Here is a 19,728-nt window from a genome sequence, read left to right as displayed (position 1 = left end):
CCCGCGACGCTCCTCAGACCACGAGCGGCCGGGCCGTGTGCACGAGCTCCTCGTGCGGCAGGGCCCCGAGGCGCTCGGCGATCTCGGCACGGGCGCCCGCGTCGACCGACGCCCGGGCGTGCTCCTGCGGCCGCAGTGGCGTGAGGGTGACCAGGTCGGCGTGACCGGTCGCCAGGTCGAGCCGCTCGGGCAGGCCGGGGCTGCGCAGGCCCAGGAGGACACCGACGGTGCCCTGCTCGTCGGTCCAGGCGGGCGGCGCCGCGACGTTCGCGAGCCGCGCCGTGTCGAGGGAGCTGCGGCAGCACACCCCCTGCAGGGCGGCCCGTCGGGCGGCCTCGTACAGCAGGCGGAAGTGCCAGTGGTTCCAGAGCTCGGCGGTGGGGACGCCGCGGACGGCGGACGTCTCGAGGCACAGCTCGAGGCCGAGACCGGTGCCGGGATGCGCGAGCCGGTCGAAGGGATCGCTCAGCCCGTCGGTAGCGAGCACCACGGAGGTGCCGCGGTCGACGCGCAGGAACGCACGGTGATCGGTGGGCCAGCGCGCGCCGCCGCGGACGCCGGGATCCTCGGTCGAGACGACGACGGTGCGATCGAGCGCACCCACTCCGCGCCAGGCGTCGGCCCGGTCCTCCGCCACCGCCTCGGCCAGCGCCCGCCTCTCGTCCTCGGTCCATCGGACCTCACGAGTGCGGTTCAGGAACAACGACATGGGACTCCCCGTCCGCGCGAGTGGCGTGCCGCGCTCCCGGAACGCTACGGCGCCCACCCCTGCTCCTCCTCCGAACAACCGGAACGCCAGCTGTGTTTGTTGCGCGGCGGTCCCCGCCCGCCGCGGCGCGGTCGGCTCCCAGGAAAGGCCGGGCAGGTGGAGCGTGTCGCGTCCGGCTACGCCGAAACGCTGGAACGCGTTTCGTCGGTTCGCCTCAGGCGGTGTTCACTCCCGCGGCGGTCCCCGCCCGCCGCGGCGCGGTCGGCTCCCGCAGACGGCCTGGCAGGTGGAGCGTGTCGCGACCGGCTACGCCGAAACGCTGGAACGCGTTTCGACGGTTCGCCTCAGGCGGTGTTCGTTCCCGCGGCGGTCCCCGCCCGCCGCGGAAGGAGGCTCAACCCAGCGGGTTGATGCCGTTGGTGCGCCAGCGCTCGTCGGCGAGCTGGCCGGGGGTGCCGGCGCTCGCGTTCTCGCCCAGGGGCTCGCCGCCCTCGACGGCGTCGGCGCCGAGCGCGGTGCCGGCTCCCTCGGCGGTGCTGCCGGGGGGAAGCAGGCCCTCCTCGTCCTCGCGGGGGCCGACCTCGTCCTCGGGGGCGTTCTCGGAGCCGCTCTCGCTCATCGGGTCGTAGCCGTGGTCCGGGTCGCGGCTCTCGTCGGCCGTCGTGTTCTCCTCGACCTCGGCGTCGGCGGGACGGACGTCGTCGGCCTTCTCCGCATCGGTGGAGGGGGTGGCCTCGAAGCCTGCGAACTCGGGGCTGTCGTCTGCGCTCATGGCCGCCACGGTAGCACCGGGCCCGCGGGCACCGGAGGGGGTTCCGCCGGGCTCCCGCGACGCCTCCGCTCAGCGGCCACGCCCTAGGCTCGGGGGGCTGGCACGGACGACGGGAGCGACATGCGACGACTCGGGTACGACAGGTTCGGCGGGCCCGATCTGCTCTCGTGGCGGGAAGCGCCGGTGCCCATGCCGGGTCGCGGCGAGGTCCTGGTGCGCACGCGCGCGGCGAGCATCAACGCGACCGACGAGAAGATCCTGTCCGGCTCCGCGCGGATCATGGCCGTCGGCCGCTCCCGTCCCTACGGGTTCGGCCTCGACATCGCCGGCACCGTCGAGGCGCTCGGCCCGGGGTCGCACTCGGTCGCGATCGGCGACCGCGTGGTGGGGATGACCCGCGACGGCGACGCCTTCGCCGACGCGTCCATCGCCCGCAGCCGCTCGCTCGTCCCGATGCCCGACTCCCTCGGCTTCGTCGAGGCCGTCACGCTCGCCATGTCTGGCGGCACCGCGGTGGGCCTGGTCGACGCACTGCACGTGCGCTCCGGCGAGCGCGTCCTCGTGAGCGGCGGCTCGGGAGCCATCGGCGATCCGACGATCCAGCTGCTGGTGCGGGCGGGCTGCACGGTCGCGGCCACCGGCTCGGCCGCCTCCGCCGACCTCCTCCGCTCGCTCGGCGCCGAGCCGCACGACTACCGCGCGCTCGACCTCGGGGTGCTGGGCGGCCGCTTCGACGTGGTCGTCGACGTCTCCGGCCACCTGCCGGTCGACGACGCGGCGATCCTCCTGGCCGAGGGCGGGCGCATCGCGACGCTGGTGCCGAGCGGTCCGGCGCTGGTCTCGCAGGCGTCGGGCCTCGTCCGCCGCGACCGCCCGCGGGTGCGCAACATGATCGTGGTGGCGACGGCGGAGCGGATCGGGCGCGCGGTCTCGCTCGCCGCCTCCGGCGAGCTGCGGCCCCGGCCGGGCGCCGTGCAACCGCTGGGCTACGTCGTCGACGTGCTGTCGCGCCGAGCGACCGGAGCCGACCGCACGATCGGCAAGATCGTCTTCACCGCCGACGACTCGGCTCCGCTGAGCTGACCTCCGGCTCCTCCTCCTCGGCCGGTCGGCCGAGCGAGAGCGTGGCCAGGAAGCCGACGGCGAGGAACCCGGCGGCGGCGAAGGCCGCGTAGCGGGTGCCGTCCGAGAACGCCTCGCCCGCCGCCCGGGCCGCGTCGGCGGTGTCCGGTGAGGCGGCCAGCCCGGCGATCGCGGCGCCGGAGGAGTCGACCACCGCGTCGACGGTGGTCGCCACCTGCTCCGCGGGGAGGCCCTGCTGCTCGAGCGAGGTCGTGAGGACCCCCGCGGTCGAGGTGTAGAGGATCGTCCCGAGCACGGCGATGCCCAGCGCCGAGCCGATCTGCCGCGCGGTCGACTGCGTGCCCGAGCCCTGCCCGCTGAGCTCGACGGGAACGTCCCGGAGCACGACCCCGGTCAGCTGCGCCGTCGCGAGGCCGACGCCGAAGCCGTAGACGGCGAGGAACGGGACGAGGGCCCACCACGGGGTGGAGTCGGAGACGACCAGGCCGATGCCCGCGACTCCGACGATCTCGGCCGCGAGGCCCACCCGCACGATCAGCACCGGCGCGACCCTGTTGCCGAAGGCGCCGGCGAAGCCCGAGGCGACGAAGGAGCCGAGCGCGAGCGCGAGGAGCACCAGGCCGGTCTGCACGGCCGTGTAGCCGAGGACGCTCTGGAGCCAGATCGGCAGCGCCAGGATGATCCCGAACTCGCCGAGCGAGACGATCATCGCGGCGAGGTTGCCGTTGCGGAACGAGGCGAGGCGGAAGAGCCCGATCGCGAGCATCGCGGAGCGCCCGGCGCGCTCGCGGGCCCGCGCCCAGAGGACGAAGGCGACCCCGGCGAGCACCGCGACGGCGAACGCGATCGGAACCGGCGAGAGACCGAGCGGCCAGCTCCATCCGCCGACGCTCAGGCGCTCGTCGACACCCCACCAGCCGAGGGTGCGCCCCTCGATGAGGGCGAACACCAGGGAGGCGGAGGCGATGATCGAGAGCGCGGCGCCGACGAGGTCGACTCGCCGCCCGTCGGGCTGCCGCGACTCGTCGACGAACAGCAGCGCTCCGACCACGATGATCACGCCGAGCGGGATGTTGATGCCGAACGCCCAGCGCCAGGAGAAGTCGGTGGTGAGCCAGCCGCCGAGCAGCGGACCGACCGCGGTCATGCCGCCGATGGTCGAGCCCCAGACGGCGAAGGCGATGGCGCGCTCGCGCCCGCGGAAGGTGGCGTTGATCAGCGAGAGGGTCGTCGGCAGCACCATCGCTCCTCCGACGCCCTGCACGACCCGGGAGAGGATCAGCAGGTCGCCGGTCGGAGCGAGGGCCGCCGCGACGGAGGAGAGCGCGAAGAGCGAGACGCCGACGATCAGCATGCGGCGCCGGCCCCAGCGGTCGGCGAGGGTGCCGAAGACCAGCAGGAGCGCGGCGAACACGAGCGTGTACGACTCCTGCACCCACTGCACCTGGGTCGAGGTGATCCCGAGATCGGCGACGATCGACGGGATGGCGACGTTGACGATGGTCGAGTCGACGATGATCGTCGCCACTCCGAGGCTGATGACGACCAGCCCGATCCACTTGCGGTTGCGCACGACGCTCTCCTCCGACGATTTAGTAAGCCAGCTGACTATATGCCCGCGGAGGGCGCCGTGTCGAAGGGAGAGCCTGGAAGATTAGCGGGAGGCGGGCGCGGCGACAAGGGCGCGAAGCTCCCGGAGCCGCCCGGTCAGGATGGACGCATGCCCGCATCCCCCCGTTCCTTCCCGTATCCCCTCGGCGTCTCCCTCCGCGGCGACGCCGGCGCCGACGTCGCCGTCTACTCCGAGACCGCGGACAGCGTCGAGGTCTGCCTCTTCGACGAGTCCGGAGCAGAGACCCGCGTCGCCCTCACCGAGCGGACCGGCCACGTCTTCCACGGCCTCGTCCCCGAGATGGGCATCGGCACCCGCTACGGACTGCGCGTCGACGGCCCCTGGGACCCCGCCAACGGCCTCCGCCACAACGCCGCCAAGCTCCTCCTCGACCCGCACGCCACCGCGATCGAGGGCTCGTACACCTGGTCCGAGGACGTCTTCGGCCAGTTCTACGAGGACGCCGACACCCGCAACGACGCCGACTCCGCGCACGCGGTCCCCCGCTGCGTCGTCACCGACCCCGACTCCTTCGACTGGAGCGGCGACACCGCGCCGCGCATCCCGCTCGAGGAGACCGTCGTCTACGAGGTGCACGTGAAGGGCTTCACGAAGCTGCACCCCGACGTGCCCGAGGACATCCGCGGCACCTACCGCGGCCTCGCGCACCCCGCCGCGATCAAGCACTTCACCGACCTGGGCGTGACCTCGGTCGAGCTGCTCCCCGTGCACCAGTTCGTGCAGGACTCGCACCTCGAGGAGAAGGGCCTGCGCAACTACTGGGGCTACAACTCCCTCGGCTTCTTCGCGCCGCACAACGAGTACTCCCACGCCGGCGACGACGGCTCGCAGGTCGACGAGTTCAAGGCCATGGTCAAGGCGTTCCACGAGGCCGGCCTCGAGGTCATCCTCGACGTGGTCTACAACCACACCGCCGAGGGCAACGACAAGGGCCCCACCCTCTCGTTCAAGGGCATCGACAACGGCTCCTACTACCGCCTGGTGGAGGAGGACCGCGCGAACTACTTCGACACCACCGGCACCGGCAACAGCCTCAACGTCGCGCACCCGGCCGCGCTCGGCCTGATCATGGACTCGCTGCGCTACTGGGTGACCGAGATGCACATCGACGGCTTCCGCTTCGACCTCGCCACCACCCTCACCCGCCAGACCGGTGAGGCCGAGGTGCACAGCGCCTTCCTCGACCTGATCGCGCAGGACCCGGTGCTCGCGCCCGTCAAGATGATCGCCGAGCCGTGGGACACCGCCGGCTACCAGGTCGGCGGCTTCCCCGCGGACTGGTCGGAGTGGAACGGGAAGTTCCGCGACGACGTGCGCGACTTCTGGAACGGCGCCGACTCGGTGCTCGGCACGACCGCGCAGCGCGTCCTCGGCTCCCCCGACGTGTACGAGGCCGACCGCCGCTCGCCGGTCTCCAGCATCAACTTCGTCACCGCGCACGACGGCTTCACCCTCGCCGACCTCACCGCCTACTCGCGCAAGCACAACGCGGCCAACGGCGAGGACAACAACGACGGCGAGAGCGACAACCGCTCCTCCAACAACGGCGCCGAGGGCCCGACCGAGAACGAGGCGGTCAACGAGCGCCGCGACCGCATGCGCCGCAACTTCCTCGCGACGCTGCTGCTCTCGGCCGGCGTGCCGATGATCCTGGGCGGCGACGAGATCGCCCGCACGCAGGGCGGCAACAACAACGCCTACTGCCAGGACGACGAGATCTCGTGGTTCGACTGGGAGAACGCGGACCGCGAGCTGCTCGCCTTCACCCGCGAGCTGATCGCCCTCCGCGCCGCGGAGCCGGCGCTGCGCCCGAAGTGGTTCCGCCGCGCCCCCGGCGACGGCGGCCCCGACACGGTCGACATCCTCCGCTCCGACGCGCAGGGCTTCGCCGACGAGGACTGGGACAACCCCGACGCCCGCTCGATCACCTTCGTGTTCGAGCACGAGGGCAGCGCGAGCTTCGCCCTGCTGCTGAACGCGGCGGAGAACGGCGTCGAGTTCACCGTTCCCGAGGCGCCCGGCGCCGAGTGGACGCTGGCCGCCTCCAGCGACCCGGAGCAGGTCGTCGAGGGCGAGGTCACCACGCTGATCGTCCGCGACGGCTCGTTCACGCTGCTGCGCTCGGCCTCCTGATGACCGGCCGGACCCCGCGGCTCCTCCGCTTCGGCGGGCGCATCGCGGGGTTCGGCACGTCCTCGGGCACGAGGATCGTGCTGGGCCTCTGGGAGGACACCCCCTTCGGCCCGTTCGCCGACGCGATGGTCGAGGACGGCGACGGCCACCGCCTCCTGATCGCACCGACCCGCGAGGTCGCGGACTTCATCGGGTCGACGTACGCGTTCGACGAGGTGCGGATCGCGTCGGTGTCGTGGCGGAGGATCGCGGGCGGCCTGTCCGTCGCGGCCGGACCGCTCGCGGTGCGCCTGGAGCTCGGCGGTCTCACTCCGCTCGGCCGGCTGCTGCGGATCGTGCCGCGGCCGCTCGCCGAGCACCCGGCATGGCTGACCGCGATCTCACCGGTCGCCTCGCTGCTCGTCCGCGGAGTGAGCACGGCCGGGTCGGCAGGGCACGGACGCCGCGAGTACTACGGCGTGCGGGCGATCCGCCGCGTCGAGGGCGTCCACGCGGTGCTGGCGGAGGAGGACCTCGGCCCGCTGCGCCCGCTCTCGCCGCCCGTGCGGTTCGGCTTCTCGTCGGCGCCCGCCGCTCCGGCGATCGTCGACGTCACCACCACCATCGCGCTTCCGCGCGAGGGGACCACCGCGCTCCGGCGCGACCGAGAGAGAGGAGCCGCCTCGTGAAGAAGGGCGACAAGATCAGCTGGAACACCTCGCAGGGCGAGACCCACGGCGAGCTGGTCGAGAAGAAGACGAAGGAGTTCCAGTTCGAGGGGCAGAAGTTCAACGCCTCGGACGACGAGCCCTACTGGATCGTGCAGAGCGACAAGACCGACGCGAAGGCCGCGCACAAGGAGTCGTCGCTGACGAAGAAGTGAGCGGGCGCACGCCGAGCGGCTGCGGGCCGAGCTCCGGATCGACTCCGGGGCCCGGCCCGCACCCGTCTCACGCGATGCGGATGAGCTTCTTGTTCACGAACTCCTCGAGGGCGGGGCGGCCCATCTCGCGGCCGGTGCCCGAGCGCTTCACGCCGCCGAAGGGCAGCTCGGCCGCGTCGCCGAGGACGAGGTTGATCCAGACCATGCCCGCGTCGATCCGGTCCGCCAGGCGCAGGGCCTGCTCCTGGTCGGTCGTGTAGAGGTAGGAGCCGAGGCCGTAGGGGGTGTCGTTCGCGAGGGCGATCGCCTCGTCCTCGTCGCGGACGCGGTAGAGCGCGGCGACGGGGCCGAAGAACTCCTCGCGGTAGGCGTCCATCGCGGGCGTGACGCCCTCGAGCACGGCGGGCGGGAAGAAGTTGCCGGTCACCTCGCCGCTGGCGCGGACGGTGGCCCCCTGCTCGCGCGCGGCCGCCAGCTGCGCCTCGAGGCGCTCCGTCGCGGCGGAGGAGGAGAGCGGGCCGAGGAGGGTGCCCTCCGCGAACGGATCGGCCGGCTGGGCGCGGGTGAACGCCTCCGTGAACTTCTCGGCGAACGCGTCGTACAGCTCGTCGATCACGATGAAGCGCTTCGCGGCGTTGCAGGACTGGCCGTTGTTGTCCAGGCGCGCGGCGACCGCGTCCTCGACCGCCTTGTCGAGGTCGTCGGTCGACAGGAGCACGAACGGGTCGGAGCCGCCGAGCTCGAGCACGACCTTCTTCAGGTATCGGCCCGCGAGCTCCGCGACGGCCGCGCCGGCCCGCTCGGAACCGGTGACGGAGACGCCCTGGACCCGAGGGTCGGCGATGACGGTCGCGGCCTGCTCGTTCGTGGCGTAGAGGTTCACGTAGACGCCGGCGGGCGCGCCCAGCTCCTCGGCCGCGGTATGGAAGATGTCGGCGATGGCGGCGGCCGACTCCGGGCACTGCGGTGCGTGCTTGAGCAGGATCGTGTTGCCCGCGACCACGTTCGGGCCGGCGAAGCGGGCCACCTGGTAGTAGGGGAAGTTCCACGGCATGATGCCCAGCAGCACGCCCAGCCCGGCGCGGCGGATCAGCGCGGAGCCGGTGCCCTCGGCGAGCTCGATCGGCTCGTCGGCGAGGAAGGCCTCGCCGTTCTCGGCGTAGTAGCGGTAGATGTCGGCGGCGAAGCCGACCTCGCCCTGCGCCTGGTCGAGCGGCTTGCCCATCTCGCGGACGATGATCGCCGCGAGCTCGTCGGCGCGCTCGACGTGCAGCTCTGCCACGCGGGCGATCAGCGCCGCGCGGGTCGCGACGGGCACGGTCCGCGACCACGAGGAGTACGCGTCCTGCGCCGAGCCGATCGCCGCGGTCAGCTCGGCGTCGCCGAGGGTCGGGTACTCGCGGAGGGTCTCTCCCGTGGCCGGGTCGATCACGGCGTAGTGGGTGCTCATGCGGGCTGTGCTCCTTCGCGCTGGGGGGCCGGTGCGGTCGCGCCGTCCTCGTCGATGATCTCCTGTGCCAGGCGCCTGCCGACGCGGATGGCGCCGTCGACGTGCTGGTAGCCCTCGGCGGCGAGGTCGCTCGTGCCGAAGCGGAGCGGACCCACCGGCTCCAGCTGCAGCGCGCCGTACCGGGTCAGCCCGCCCAGGTCGAAGCTCGCGGCGTACGCGCCCTGCGTCCACTCCTCGGACGCCCAGTCGCTCTCGTAGTAGACGACCGGATCGAGCGCGGCCGGGCCGAAGTAGGCGGCGAGCGAGTCGAGGATCGCGGCCTTCCGCACCGCCTCGTCGAGCGCGAGCAGGCGGTCGGCCTTCTCGTCCGAGACGAAGCCGACCAGGGTGCCGCGCTCCTCCCCGTGGTTCGAGTTGTCGTAGGCCTCGTGCACGAGCGAGTGCGGGCTGAACGCGGTGCCGGAGAGGCCGTCGGCGCGCCAGAAGGGCGTGGCGTAGGTGGCGTGCACCTTGATCACGAGGCCGAGCGACTGGTGCTGCAGGGCCTGCTGCCGCAGTCGCGGGAGCGGCGGGTCGAACGAGATGCGGCCGACGAGGTTCGGCGGCACGGCGACGATCGCGCGGCGGGCGCGGAGGACGACGCCGTCGGCGCGCACCTCGACCCCGTCGTCACCGTGGCGGACAAAGCGGACCGGGTGCCCGAGCAGGACGCGCTCGGCGCCGAGGCGCTCGGCGAGCCGCTCCGGGACCTGCTGGAGGCCGCCGATCACGCGCTTGTCGAGGATGAAGTCGGCGTCGACCAGGTTGCTGAAGCTCCCCGCGCTCGCGGCCATGAGGAGCGCCTGGAGGAGGGAGAAGGCGTGCGCCGGCTTGGTGAGCATGGCGTCGGCGAGGAAGAGGGCGATGTTGGCCCGCGCCTCCTCGTCGTCGCTCTGCTGCTCCAGCCAGGCGGCGAAGGTGACGCGGTCGTAGTCGCGGGCGAGCGGATGCGTCCACGGCGCCGCCGGGTCCGTCTCGGCGACGAGGCGGTCGAGCACCTCGATCAGGCGGGAGATCTCGGACTCGGTGCGCTCGCTCCCCGGGAAGATGTCGCCGGTGAAGCGGCGAGCGGAGCCGTCGGCGCCGATGTAGACGCTCTCGCCCTCGCGGTAGCGGGAGTAGGTGCCGAGGCCGAGCTCGTCGAGGGTCTCGAGGAGCGCCGTCTGGTCCGGCGAGACCCACTGGCCGCCGAGCTCGAGGAGCTGCCCGTCGACCACGCGGGTCTCGAGCCGCCCGCCCACGCGCTCGCGCGCCTCGACGACGACGACGTCGAGTCCGTGCTGCTGCAGCCGGAGCGCCGCGGTGAGTCCGGTGGCACCGGCTCCGATCACGACGACGTCGTGCTCGCTCGGGGACATGACTTCTCTTTCCGTCGGTGATCGCGGGAGTGGACGCGCGAATACGGATGATCCTGTCACAGAAGCGGAGGAGAACGTCAGTGAGTGCGCCCGATGGAGGGTGGACTCGGAGCGCCCTCCACCGCACTACATAGGCATGCTATATTGTTTCTCGTGCCCGATCCCAGCGCCCCCGTGCGTCTCGCCTCCGCCGCCACCGCCCTCACGCGGTTCGCGGGCCGGGCGAGCGGCGCGACCGGGCTCGGCGCGCAGTCCGGAGCCGTCTGGTCGACGCTCGCCGAGCTGCGCACCGCCTCCCCCTCCCGCCTCGGCGAGCTCGCCGAGCGGGCCCGCGTCACCCAGCCGACGATGACCGGGATCATCGCCCGGCTCGACGAGGCCGGCTGGATCCGCCGCGTCCACGACGCCGGCGACGGCCGCGCCTGGCTGATCGAGGGCACTCCCGCCGGCTTCGACGCCCTCGCCGAGCACCGGCTCCGCCTCGAGGCCGCCCTGGCCCCGCTGTTCGAGGACCTCGACGAGGACGACCGCCTCGCCCTCGAGCGCGCCGCGACCCTCGTCGAGGCCCGCGTCGCCCGGATCGCCGGCACCCCCGTCCCCTCCTCCCCCGAGAAAGGCTCCACGCCGTGACCACCTCCCCCCACTCGCCCGCCCAGGGCTCGATCCTGAAGCAGCCGCTGGCCGTCTGGGCCGTCGCCTTCGCCGCGGTGATCGCCTTCATGGGGATCGGCCTGGTCGACCCGATCCTCCCGGCCATCGCCGAGAGCCTGCAGGCGACTCCGACCGAGACCTCGCTGCTCTTCACGAGCTACCTCGTCATCACCGGCGTCGTGATGTTCTTCACCAGCTGGCTCTCCAGCCGCATCGGCGCCAAGAAGACCCTCATGATCGGCCTGGTGCTGATCGTGGTGTTCGCCGCGCTCGCCGGCACGGCGGGCAGCGTCGAGGGCGTCATCGGCTTCCGCGCGGGCTGGGGCTTCGGCAACGCGCTGTTCATCTCGACCGCCCTGTCGACCATCGTCGGCGCGGCGAGCGGAGGCTCCTCCGCGGCGATCGTGCTCTACGAGGCCGCGCTGGGCATCGGCATCGCCATCGGCCCGCTGCTCGGCGGGCTCCTCGGCAGCGTCTCGTGGCGCGGCCCGTTCTTCGGGACCGCCGTGCTGATGGCCGTCGGCTTCATCGCCATCGCGACGCTCCTGCGGGAGGACGGCCCCAAGCCCGCTCCGACTCCGCTCTCGGCGCCCTTCGCGGCCCTCAAGGTCCCGGCCATCCGCACGCTGGCGGGCGCCGCCCTGTTCTACAACATCGGCTTCTTCGTGCTGCTCGCCTACACGCCCTACCCGCTCGGCCTGGACGAGATGGGCCTCGGCTTCACGTTCTTCGGCTGGGGCCTGGGCGTGGCGGTCACCTCCGTGTTCGTCGCTCCGCTGCTCACCCGGCGCCTCCCGCGCACCGTCGTGCTGCGCTCGGTGCTGCTGCTGCTCGCGCTCGACCTGATCGCCGGCGGCCTCGTGATCTCGTCGCGCGTCGGCCTGATCGTCTGCATCATCGTCGGCGGCCTGCTGCTCGGAGTCGTCAACACGGTGCTCACCGAGTGCGTGATGGAGGCGACCGACCTGCCCCGCTCCGTCGCGTCGTCCGCCTACTCCGGCGTCCGCTTCCTCGGCGGCGCGATCGCCCCGCCCGCCGCCTCCGCCCTGGCCGCCGCGATCTCGCCGGCCTTCCCGATGTACGCCGCGGCCGGAGCCGTCGCCGTCGCCGCGCTGATCGTGCTGCTCGGACGCCGCACCCTGGCCCGCGCCGACGCCCACGAGCCCGAGCCCGAGCTCGTCGAGGCGCAGGCGATCACGCTCGGCGAGTGACGCGCCCGCACCTGCGCGCGCCAGCTCGCTGAAGGGTCGCGGATGGTCGTCATCCGAGCGGGATGACGGCCGTTCGTGACGCATGGACGCGGTCGAGCGGGGTGGGCGCAGAATCCGACCTGTGGAGAACCGGTTCACGAGGATCGGGAGGCGGGACAGTGGCCGGATGCACGATCCCTCGCCGCTTCCGATCGGACTCCGCGGCCGCGCCTTCACCGTCGCTGACGCTCGCGCGAGCGGTCTGAGCCGCGGGCGGCTCCGCAGCTCCGACCTCCACCGGCCCTTCCACGGCGTCCGCACCGCCGACCCCGACCCCGACCTGCGCCTGCGCGCGGAGGCGCTCCTCGCGCTGGTCGGTCCGGAGGCGCTCCTGAGCCACGTGACGGCGGCGCGGCTCTGGCCGCTCGACCTCCCGCCCGCCGCTGCGGACGAGCCGGTGCACGTCAGCGTCCGCCGGCCGGGACGCGCTCCCCGGCACCGGAACGTCGTCGGCCACGCCCTCGCCGATCCCGACGTCCGCCGCGTCCTCCGCCGCGGACTCCCCCTCACCGATCCGGCCTCGCTCTTCTGCCATCTCTCCGCGCTCCTCGAGCCGGACGACCTCGTCGCGGTGGGCGACGCGCTGGTGCGCACGCCGGTCGTCGGCGATCCGGCGGATCAACGGCCCTGGGTGCCGCTGCCCGACCTGCGGGAGCGCGTGTCGGCCTTCCGCGGTCGGGGCTCGGTGCGACTCCGCGCCGCGCTCGCTCTGGTGCGCGACGGGGCGGAGTCGCGGCAGGAGTCGCGGTTCCGGCTCGCCTCGGTGCGGGCGGGCCTTCCGGAGCCGGTGCTGCAGGAGCCGCTGTTCGACTCCGACGGGGTCTTCGTCGGGCGGCCGGACGGCTGGTACCCCGCGGAGCGGGTCGCGTGGGAGTACGAGGGCGACGATCACCGCACCAGCAACCGGCGCTTCGCGCGCGACCTCGGCCGCTACGACGACCTCGCCTCGATCGGGGTCCGCGTCGTCCGCATCGTCGGCGCCGAGTTCGTCCCGCACCCCGAGCGCTCCGTCGAGCGCCTGCGACGAGCACTCGCCGAACGGTCCCCGTATCGACGACCGCCGAGGGGTCGCGAACGGTCGTCATCCGAGCGGGATGACGGCCGTTCGTGACGCCTCACGGGAGGGCGCGCGCACAGGAGTCAGGGCGCGACCTCGAAGAGGCGCGGGCGCAGCGCGGACGTGCGCGGGTCGGCGGCGCAGGCGGCGAGCGCCGCCGCAAGGACGCCGCGGGCCGGGTGCGGCTCTCGGACGTACACGTCGACGCCGGCGGGCGTGAACGGCGTCCGGGCGAAGCGGGTGAGCGCCCAGCCCGCCTCCTCGTCGGCGGCCACGAACGACCAGCGGCTGCGGGCGAGGAGGGTCAGCGGCTCGACGCCGCGCCAGCGGAAGCCGGACGGATCGTGCGGGTCGGGGGTGTCGATCCCGACCACGTAGTGCGAGCGCGTGCGGCCGCGCCAGCTGACGACGTCGCCGATCCCGCCGGTCGGGAGCGGCGCGTACGTGATCGCCACCCCCGACCGCGAGCGCCAGAGCGGCAGCGAGGAGCCCCGGACGAACCAGGTGCCGCTCGCGAGCGCTCGGGCGTCGATCATCGGAGAGCGTGCTTGATGTTGGTGCGGGCCAGCGCGACGGCCTCGCCCGCTCCTCCGTTCATCACGATCTTCGAGACCGCCAGCGCGAAGCCCTTCACCTGCGCGCCCGTGATCGTGGGCGGGAGCGAGAGGGCGAGCGGATCCGTCACCACGTCGACGAGGACCGGGCCGCCGTCGGCGAGCGCCGAGCGGAGGGCCTCCTCCACGTCGCGCGGGTCCTCGACGCGGATCCCGCGGATGCCGATCGCCTCCGCCACCTTCGCGTAGTCGACCATCGGCACGTCGACGGCGAAGTCCGGGAAGCCGTCGACCAGCATCTCGACCTTCACCAGCCCGAGCGTGGAGTTGTTGAACACGACGATCGTCACGGGCAGCCGGTAGGCGGCGACCGTGACCAGCTCGCCCATCAGCATCGAGAGCCCGCCGTCGCCGCTCAGCGAGACGACCTGGCGCCCCGGGTGCGAGAGCTGCGCGCCGACCGCCTGCGGCAGCGCGTTCGCCATCGAGCCGTGCATGTACGAGCCGAGCAGGCGCCGCTTCCCGTTGGGGGTGATGTAGCGGGCCTGCCAGACGTTGCCCATGCCGGTGTCGGCGGTGACGATCGCGTCCTCGGAGAGCAGGCCGTCGAGCGTGGACGCGACGAGCTCGGGGTGGATCGGGCTGCGCGTGCCGACCTCGGTGTACTTCCCGACGACTCCGGTGACCAGCTTCTCGTGCTTCTTCAGCGTCTTCTCGAGGAAGCGGTGGTCCTTCCGCTGCACGAGCGGGGTCAGCGCGGTGAGGGTCGCCGCCACGTCGCCGTGGACGGGGTGCTCGACGCTGACGCGGCGACCGAGCTTCGAGGCGTCGCTGTCGACCTGAGCGATCACCACCTTCGAGGCGTCAGGGAGGAACTGCTCGTAGGGGAAGTCGGTGCCGAGGAGGAGGAGCAGGTCGGCGTCGTGCATGCCGGCGTGCGCCGCTCCGTAGCCGAGGAGGCCCGTCATGCCGACGTCGTAGGGGTTGTCGTACTGGATCCACTCCTTGCCGCGCAGGCTGTGCCCGACGGGCGCGCCCACCAGCTCGGCGAAGGCGACGACCTCGTCGTGCGCGTTCTGCACTCCGGCGCCCGCGAAGATCGCGACGGTCCGCGCTTGGTCGATCGCGGCCGCGAGGGCGCGGACGTCGGCGTCGGCGGGGACCAGGACGGGCGTCGACGGCAGCACGAACGCGGGGAAGCCGTCCACCGCCTCCAGCTCGGCGATGTCGCCGGGGAGGGTGACCACGGCGACTCCGCGGAGGGCGACCGCGCTGCGCATCGCGGCGTTGACGACCCGCGGGGCCTGGGCGGCGGTCGAGATCAGCTCGCGGTAGTTCGAGCACTCGACGAAGAGCCTGTCCGGGTGCGTCTCCTGGAAGTAGGACGAGCCGATCTCGTTGCTGGGGATGTGGCTCGCGATGGCGAGCACCGGGGCGGAGGAGCGGTGCGCGTCGTAGAGGCCGTTGATGAGGTGCAGGTTGCCGGGGCCGCAGCTGCCGGCGCAGACGGCGAGGCGCCCGGTGAGCTGCGCCTCCGCGCCGGCGGCGAAGGCGGCCGCCTCCTCGTTGCGCACGTGGATCCAGTCGATGCCTCCCTTCTCGGAGCCGCCGCTGCGGCGCACCGCGTCGACGATCGGATTCAGCGAGTCCCCGACGATCCCGTAGATGCGGGAGACGCCGGCGTCGATGAGCTGAGCGATGAGCTGGTCTGCGACCGTCTTCTGAGCCATGACCCCATTCGACCGGACGGGGCTGAGCGTCCGCTACTCCGGAAAGTGGAGATCCGGATCGGGTGCATCCCCCTCGGGACGGATGCCCTGCACCTCTAGCCTGGGAGTCGTCACAGGAACACCTCCGTACCGCTGATCCCGGGAGTCGCCATGAACCGCCGCAGAACCGCCCTCGTCCTGGCCGCCGGCGCGGCCCTCGCCCTCGGCCTGACCGGCTGCTCGGGCCTGAACGGCCTGATGGGAGGCGAGACCCGCGACGACGAGACCGGGGAGATCACCGAGGGCGGGACGACCGACGTCTTCCAGCTGCGCGTGGGCGACTGCCTGAACGGCGAGCTCAGCGAGGAGGCGACCGAGGTCACCGACGTGCCGACCGTGCCCTGCACCGACCCGCACGTCTACGAGGTGTTCCAGAACCTGACGATGGCAGACGCCGACGAGTACCCGGGCGAGTCCGTCGCGACGGAGCAGGCCGAGACCGACTGCGTCACGGCGTTCGAGTCGTTCACCGGGATCGGCTACCAGGACTCGGCGTACGACTTCAGCTACTACTACCCGACCGCCGAGAGCTGGGGCACGGGCGACCGGACGATCAACTGCATGATCACCGACCCGAACGGGCCGAGCACGGGCACGCTGGCGGGCGTCGCGGCCTGATCGCGATCTCCGCGCGCGGCGGTGCCGGTCCCGCCGAGCGCTCCGCGCGCGTCCCGGGTCAGTCGCGGTCGCGCGCGGGGAACAGCCGCAGCAGCAGGCCGGAGCCGATCCAGACCACGGCGATCCCCGCGACGAGCCAGGAGGCTCCGAGGCCGGCCGCCGCTCCCGCCAGCACGGCGCCGACGGCCGCGGCGGCGGAGCGCAGCCCCGCGCCGATCGTGAACACCTGCGAGCGGACGGCGGCGGGGCTCTCCTCGTCGCGCAGCAGCAGCATCGCCGCGTTCGAGGGGGCCGTGAAGACGCCCGCGACCGCGAAGGCGGCGATCGCCACGACGACGCCCAGGTCGGGAACGGCGACCAGGAGGACGGCGCCGGTCGCGATGTAGGCGGCGCCCATGGTCCACGCCGGCGGACGGCGGGTCCAGCGGCGGGCCGCCACGGCGAGGGCGCCGAGCAGGCCGCCCACGGCGAAGGCGGTCAGGATCCACGCGGCGGCGTCGGTGCTGCCCAGCCGCTCCACAGAGAGGCTGATCGCCGCGACTCCCGCCGCTCCGCCCGCGACCTGGCTGAGGGTGCCCGCCGAGGTGACCACCGCGATCGGACGGTGCCGCACGAGGTGGGTGACGCCCGCGACGATCGTCCGCAGCACGCCGACGGTCGGCGCCGGACGGGCCTCCATGGCGAGGCCGAGCGACCCGACGACGCCGATGAGGGCGAGGACCGCCATGGCGAGCATCGCGGTCCGCGCTCCCCCGACTCCGACCGCGAGGCCCACGATCGCCGGCCCGCTGATCGAGGCGACCGTGTACGAGAGCGAGTCCTGCGCGTAGGCGCGGCGCGGCTCCGGGATGGCGCTCGTGACGAAGCTCGACATGCCGCCCATGTAGACGGGCGTCGCGAGCCCCGCGAGGAGCAGCAGCACCACGATGAGCGGCGTCGGCACCTCGCCGAGGAAGGCGGCGACCGCGAAGGCGACGGCGGTCGTGAGCGCGGCGCCGACCAGGAGCCGGCGGGGGCGGCGGACCCGGTCGAGCACCGTGCCGACCAGCGGCGCGGCGATCACGGCGGGGAAGAGCGCCGCTCCGGTCAGGGCACCGCCGAGCGCGACGTCGCCGAGACGCTCGACGGCGAGGACGGGGAGGGCGACGACCATGCCGGCGCTGGCCAGGCGGAGGGGGATCGACGCGGCCTGGTAGCTGACCGCGCTCATGCGGGACCGGGGATCGACATCACCTCCGATGGTGTCACGGCTGCGGGACCGGGTCGGCCGGGGAGGCAGGCCACCGGCCTCTGAGCGGCCTGCGGAGCCTGCCCTAGGCGATCGGCGTCCGCGCCGCGAGCTCGGCCGCCGCCGCGACGCCCAGGCGCCAGGGCGCGCCGTGGCCGGGCAGGAGTGTCCGCGCCCCGGTCCCGGCGAGGACCCGCAGCGAGTCGAGGGACTGCGCCGTGTCGGCGGTGGCGGCGCGCGCGATCAGGTGCGGGCCGGTGCGCGCGGAGTAGGGGTCGAGCGTGACCAGGGCGTCTCCGCCGATCACCGCGTCGCGCTCGGGCAGGTGCAGCGAGACGTGCCCGTCGGTGTGCCCCGGAGTCGCGAGCACGCGGGGCGATCCGGGCACGTCGAGCACCGCTCCGGCGGTCAGCGGCAGGGTCCCGTGCACGGGCGGCACCGCGAGCGCCCCGGCACGGGCCATCGCGCCGAGCACCGGGATCGCGGAGGGGTGCAGCAGCGGGTACGCGAACGGGGTGCGCTGGCGGCGGTAGGAGTAGGGCTGCGCGGCGAGCGGCTGGTCGGCCGCGTGCAGGTGCACGGGGACGCCCCGCCGGACGAGGCTGCGGGCGACGCCGAGGTGGTCGACGTGCGCGTGGGTCAGCACGAGGGCGTCGATGTCGCCGAGCGAGCGGCCGAGCACCTCCAGCGCGCGGACCAGGTACGGCCACGTCCTCGGGAGACCGGCGTCGACGACGGTCAACCGGCCCGCCTCCTCGATCAGGTAGAGGTTCGTCCAGGCGTGCTCGAGCCGGTGCACCCCGGGTGCGACGTCCCGGTGCAGGCTCGCGCCGCCCCCTCGCCGCTGCTGCCGGTGCTGCTGATCGCGCTGCTGCTGCTGGTCCATCGTGCAACCGCCCCTCCGGGCCCGCGCCCGATCGCGACGACGCTACGAGCGTCTGCGACGGATCGGACAGGGCGTTGACGGCGGGGGTCCGCGTCGTTCAGGGCTCAGCGGCGCCGCCCGCGAAGGGCGAGCTGCACCGCCGCGAGCAGGAGGAGGACCGCGAAGAGGATCCCGGACACGCGCGCCGGCAGGAGGAAGGAGAGCGCCACTCCGGCGAAGGAGAACGCCGTGGCGGTGAGCCCGACCACGAGGCCCGCCCGCACGTCGAGCAGGCCGCGCCGGGCGTTCGCGATCGAGCCGGTGACCGCCGTCGGGATCATCGCGGCGAGCGAGGTGCCCTTGGCCAGGAGGTCCGCGAGCCCGAAGGCGCCGACCAGGACCGGCACGGCGATCGCTCCGCCGCCGATGCCGAAGAGGCCGGAGGCGACGCCCATCCCGATGCCGAGCCCCGCGAATCCGGGCCACACGCCCCAGCCCTCGGCGACGTCGCCGGTGTCGTTCGAGCCGAACACGGCCATCCGCACCGCCGCGGCCACGAGCAGCGCCACGAACATCCAGCGCAGCACGCCGAGCGGCAGCCGCGCGAGCAGCCAGGATCCGGCCACCGCCCCGAGCATCGCCGCAGCCGCGATCACCGCCGCCGGGACCCAGGCGACCTGACCGGCGAGGGCGTAGCCGAACGCTCCGGCGACCGAGGTCGGAGCGATCGCGAGCAGCGAGGTGGCGGAGGCGCGGCGCTGGTCCATCCCGGCCCACGCGATCAGCATCGGCACCATCACGATCCCGCCGCCGACGCCGAACGCGCCCGACAGGGTCCCGCCGACCGCGCCGATCAGGGCCAGGACGAGCAGGGCGCGCGGGCGCATGCGCGCGGCCGTCCGATCGGGGAGGGGCGCCTGCGGGGCGGTCGCGTCGGTCACGGCTCCATGCCACCACAGCACCGGGCCGAGGGCGAATCGACGGGCGTCGACCGCGTTCCTGAGAGGACCGGCCCGGCCCGGCCCGCCTCTCTGGCAGTTGCCTGGGCGGGCCGGATCCGACCGTGACGTTCGGCGTCGACGGAGCGTCCTACCTGCATACCCCGCCTGATCGAGCGATCGGGCCCCGAGCGAAAAGAGGAGACCATGGCCGAGACCACCGCGACCACCACCCGTCAGACCAGCACCGGATCCGGACGCACCGTGATCGAGGACGGCGTCATCGCCAAGGTCGCCGGCATCGCCGCGCGCGAGGTCCCGGGCGTCCACGCCCTCGGCGGAGGAGCGGCCCGAGCGATCGGCGCCATTCGCAGTGCGATCGGCAACGACGACCGCGGCCAGGGCGTCAAGGTCGAGGTCGGCGAGCGCCAGGTCGCCGCCGATATCACCATCGTCGCCGAGTACCCCGCGCCGCTGCAGAAGGTCGCCGAGGACGTGCGCTCCGCCGTCGCCGACGCCATCCAGCACATCGCCGGCATGGAGGTCGCCGAGATCAACGTGACCGTCCAGGACGTCCACATCCCCGAGGACGACACCCAGGAGTCCGACCCGCGCGTCGTCTGACCCGTTCCCCCCGCACCGACGCCCCGGGCCGAACGGCACCGGGGCGTCGGTGCGGGGGGAACGGGTCAGACGACGCGCGGGTCGGACTCCTGGGTGTCGTCCTCGGGGATGTGGACGTCCTGGACGGTCACGTTG

Annotated in this window: 19 protein-coding genes; 9 read left to right on the top strand and 10 right to left on the bottom strand. The window is 73.4% G+C overall.

The window, feature by feature from the left end; translation table 11 throughout:
* Positions 1-13: 13 nt before the first annotated feature.
* Together C5B93_RS13470 and C5B93_RS13465 are read right to left on the bottom strand one after the other, a co-directional pair.
* Positions 14-709: a hypothetical protein gene (locus C5B93_RS13470; RefSeq protein ID WP_104292677.1), complete on the bottom strand. Its 696-nt coding sequence runs from the start codon at positions 707-709 to the stop codon at positions 14-16.
* A 394-nt stretch (positions 710-1,103) separates the two neighbouring features.
* A complete protein-coding gene (locus C5B93_RS13465; RefSeq protein ID WP_104314845.1) occupies positions 1,104-1,481 on the bottom strand; it encodes a hypothetical protein in 378 nt (125 codons plus the stop codon).
* Positions 1,482-1,601: 120 nt separating this feature from the next.
* Here C5B93_RS13465 and C5B93_RS13460 point away from each other — a divergent pair, with 120 nt between their 5' ends.
* Entirely contained in the window at positions 1,602-2,564 is a 963-nt protein-coding gene (locus tag C5B93_RS13460; RefSeq protein ID WP_104292676.1) for an NADP-dependent oxidoreductase, read from the top strand.
* Here the strand turns inward: C5B93_RS13460 and C5B93_RS13455 are convergent.
* A complete protein-coding gene (locus C5B93_RS13455) occupies positions 2,533-4,137 on the bottom strand; it encodes a DHA2 family efflux MFS transporter permease subunit (protein WP_104292675.1) in 1,605 nt (534 codons plus the stop codon). The two genes, C5B93_RS13460 and C5B93_RS13455, sit on opposite strands and share 32 nt — an antisense overlap.
* A 147-nt stretch (positions 4,138-4,284) precedes the next feature.
* Between C5B93_RS13455 and glgX the strand changes: the two genes are divergently transcribed.
* From glgX to C5B93_RS13440, 3 genes are read left to right on the top strand one after another with little or no spacing between them, the layout of a single operon-like run.
* Positions 4,285-6,330 (top strand): glycogen debranching protein GlgX, encoded by a 2,046-nt coding sequence (gene glgX / locus C5B93_RS13450; protein WP_104246955.1) that lies wholly within the window; start codon positions 4,285-4,287, stop codon positions 6,328-6,330.
* Complete coding sequence (locus tag C5B93_RS13445) at positions 6,330-6,998, top strand: hypothetical protein (protein WP_104292674.1); 669 nt, start codon at positions 6,330-6,332, stop codon at positions 6,996-6,998. The genes glgX and C5B93_RS13445 overlap by 1 nt, the downstream gene beginning before the upstream one ends.
* Positions 6,995-7,192 (top strand): DUF2945 domain-containing protein, encoded by a 198-nt coding sequence (locus C5B93_RS13440; protein WP_056866275.1) that lies wholly within the window; start codon positions 6,995-6,997, stop codon positions 7,190-7,192. Before C5B93_RS13445 ends, C5B93_RS13440 begins: the two co-directional genes overlap by 4 nt.
* A gap of 67 nt (positions 7,193-7,259) precedes the next feature.
* Here the strand turns inward: C5B93_RS13440 and C5B93_RS13435 are convergent, their stop codons facing one another.
* Both C5B93_RS13435 and C5B93_RS13430 read right to left on the bottom strand, forming a co-directional pair.
* A complete protein-coding gene (locus C5B93_RS13435) occupies positions 7,260-8,642 on the bottom strand; it encodes an NAD-dependent succinate-semialdehyde dehydrogenase (protein WP_104292673.1) in 1,383 nt (460 codons plus the stop codon).
* Positions 8,639-10,039, bottom strand: coding sequence for an NAD(P)/FAD-dependent oxidoreductase (locus C5B93_RS13430; RefSeq protein ID WP_104292672.1), 1,401 nt, complete (start codon positions 10,037-10,039; stop codon positions 8,639-8,641). The genes C5B93_RS13435 and C5B93_RS13430 overlap by 4 nt, the downstream gene beginning before the upstream one ends.
* Positions 10,040-10,192: 153 nt before the next feature.
* On the opposite strand from C5B93_RS13430, the gene C5B93_RS13425 reads away from it, so the two are divergent.
* The 3 genes from C5B93_RS13425 to C5B93_RS17320 all read left to right on the top strand — a co-directional run bounded on the left by C5B93_RS13425 (position 10,193) and on the right by C5B93_RS17320 (position 13,051).
* Positions 10,193-10,669 carry a MarR family winged helix-turn-helix transcriptional regulator gene (locus C5B93_RS13425; RefSeq protein WP_181068404.1) on the top strand — a complete coding sequence of 159 codons (477 nt, stop codon included), beginning with the start codon at positions 10,193-10,195 and terminating at the stop codon, positions 10,667-10,669.
* Positions 10,666-11,901 carry an MFS transporter gene (locus tag C5B93_RS13420; protein WP_104273861.1) on the top strand — a complete coding sequence of 412 codons (1,236 nt, stop codon included), beginning with the start codon at positions 10,666-10,668 and terminating at the stop codon, positions 11,899-11,901. Before C5B93_RS13425 ends, C5B93_RS13420 begins: the two co-directional genes overlap by 4 nt.
* Before the next feature lie 166 nt (positions 11,902-12,067).
* Positions 12,068-13,051: a hypothetical protein gene (locus C5B93_RS17320; protein WP_104292670.1), complete on the top strand. Its 984-nt coding sequence runs from the start codon at positions 12,068-12,070 to the stop codon at positions 13,049-13,051.
* A 29-nt stretch (positions 13,052-13,080) separates the two neighbouring features.
* On the opposite strand, the gene C5B93_RS13410 is transcribed toward C5B93_RS17320, so the two are convergent.
* A complete protein-coding gene (locus C5B93_RS13410; protein ID WP_104225142.1) occupies positions 13,081-13,533 on the bottom strand; it encodes a hypothetical protein in 453 nt (150 codons plus the stop codon).
* Complete coding sequence (locus tag C5B93_RS13405; protein WP_104292669.1) at positions 13,530-15,281, bottom strand: pyruvate dehydrogenase; 1,752 nt, start codon at positions 15,279-15,281, stop codon at positions 13,530-13,532. Before C5B93_RS13405 ends, C5B93_RS13410 begins: the two co-directional genes overlap by 4 nt.
* A 150-nt stretch (positions 15,282-15,431) precedes the next feature.
* On the opposite strand from C5B93_RS13405, the gene C5B93_RS13400 reads away from it, so the two are divergent.
* Complete coding sequence (locus C5B93_RS13400; protein ID WP_104226088.1) at positions 15,432-15,938, top strand: septum formation family protein; 507 nt, start codon at positions 15,432-15,434, stop codon at positions 15,936-15,938.
* 58 nt (positions 15,939-15,996) lie between these two features.
* Here the strand turns inward: C5B93_RS13400 and C5B93_RS13395 are convergent, their stop codons facing one another.
* The 3 genes from C5B93_RS13395 to C5B93_RS13385 all read right to left on the bottom strand — a co-directional run bounded on the left by C5B93_RS13395 (position 15,997) and on the right by C5B93_RS13385 (position 18,972).
* The gene (locus C5B93_RS13395) at positions 15,997-17,148 is read right to left on the bottom strand and encodes an MFS transporter (protein ID WP_104269735.1); all 1,152 of its coding nucleotides are present in this window, start codon (positions 17,146-17,148) and stop codon (positions 15,997-15,999) included.
* Between the two features lie 103 nt (positions 17,149-17,251).
* Positions 17,252-18,052 (bottom strand): MBL fold metallo-hydrolase, encoded by an 801-nt coding sequence (locus C5B93_RS13390; RefSeq protein ID WP_104292668.1) that lies wholly within the window; start codon positions 18,050-18,052, stop codon positions 17,252-17,254.
* Between the two features lie 104 nt (positions 18,053-18,156).
* Positions 18,157-18,972, bottom strand: coding sequence for a sulfite exporter TauE/SafE family protein (locus C5B93_RS13385; RefSeq protein ID WP_104233037.1), 816 nt, complete (start codon positions 18,970-18,972; stop codon positions 18,157-18,159).
* A 204-nt stretch (positions 18,973-19,176) separates the two neighbouring features.
* Between C5B93_RS13385 and C5B93_RS13380 the strand changes: the two genes are divergently transcribed.
* A complete protein-coding gene (locus C5B93_RS13380; protein ID WP_104225148.1) occupies positions 19,177-19,593 on the top strand; it encodes an Asp23/Gls24 family envelope stress response protein in 417 nt (138 codons plus the stop codon).
* Positions 19,594-19,728 lie beyond the last annotated feature (135 nt).

The sequence above is a fragment of the Rathayibacter sp. AY1A2 genome (assembly GCF_002930935.1).
In the GTDB taxonomy this organism is placed as follows: Bacteria; Actinomycetota; Actinomycetes; order Actinomycetales; family Microbacteriaceae; genus Rathayibacter.
The sequence above is the reverse complement of the archived record's forward strand: the minus strand, read 5'-3'. Positions and strand labels throughout refer to the sequence as shown.

Coding starts and splice junctions, on each gene's coding strand:
- C5B93_RS13470 (WP_104292677.1), bottom strand. CDS start 709: ATGTCGTTGTTCCTGAACCGCACTCGTGAGGTCCGATGGACCGAGGAC.
- C5B93_RS13465 (WP_104314845.1), bottom strand. CDS start 1,481: ATGAGCGCAGACGACAGCCCCGAGTTCGCAGGCTTCGAGGCCACCCCC.
- C5B93_RS13460 (WP_104292676.1), top strand. CDS start 1,602: ATGCGACGACTCGGGTACGACAGGTTCGGCGGGCCCGATCTGCTCTCG.
- glgX (WP_104246955.1), top strand. CDS start 4,285: ATGCCCGCATCCCCCCGTTCCTTCCCGTATCCCCTCGGCGTCTCCCTC.
- C5B93_RS13445 (WP_104292674.1), top strand. CDS start 6,330: ATGACCGGCCGGACCCCGCGGCTCCTCCGCTTCGGCGGGCGCATCGCG.
- C5B93_RS13435 (WP_104292673.1), bottom strand. CDS start 8,642: ATGAGCACCCACTACGCCGTGATCGACCCGGCCACGGGAGAGACCCTC.
- C5B93_RS13430 (WP_104292672.1), bottom strand. CDS start 10,039: ATGTCCCCGAGCGAGCACGACGTCGTCGTGATCGGAGCCGGTGCCACC.
- C5B93_RS17320 (WP_104292670.1), top strand. CDS start 12,068: ATGCACGATCCCTCGCCGCTTCCGATCGGACTCCGCGGCCGCGCCTTC.
- C5B93_RS13410 (WP_104225142.1), bottom strand. CDS start 13,533: ATGATCGACGCCCGAGCGCTCGCGAGCGGCACCTGGTTCGTCCGGGGC.
- C5B93_RS13405 (WP_104292669.1), bottom strand. CDS start 15,281: ATGGCTCAGAAGACGGTCGCAGACCAGCTCATCGCTCAGCTCATCGAC.
- C5B93_RS13400 (WP_104226088.1), top strand. CDS start 15,432: ATGAACCGCCGCAGAACCGCCCTCGTCCTGGCCGCCGGCGCGGCCCTC.
- C5B93_RS13395 (WP_104269735.1), bottom strand. CDS start 17,148: ATGAGCGCGGTCAGCTACCAGGCCGCGTCGATCCCCCTCCGCCTGGCC.
- C5B93_RS13390 (WP_104292668.1), bottom strand. CDS start 18,052: ATGGACCAGCAGCAGCAGCGCGATCAGCAGCACCGGCAGCAGCGGCGA.
- C5B93_RS13380 (WP_104225148.1), top strand. CDS start 19,177: ATGGCCGAGACCACCGCGACCACCACCCGTCAGACCAGCACCGGATCC.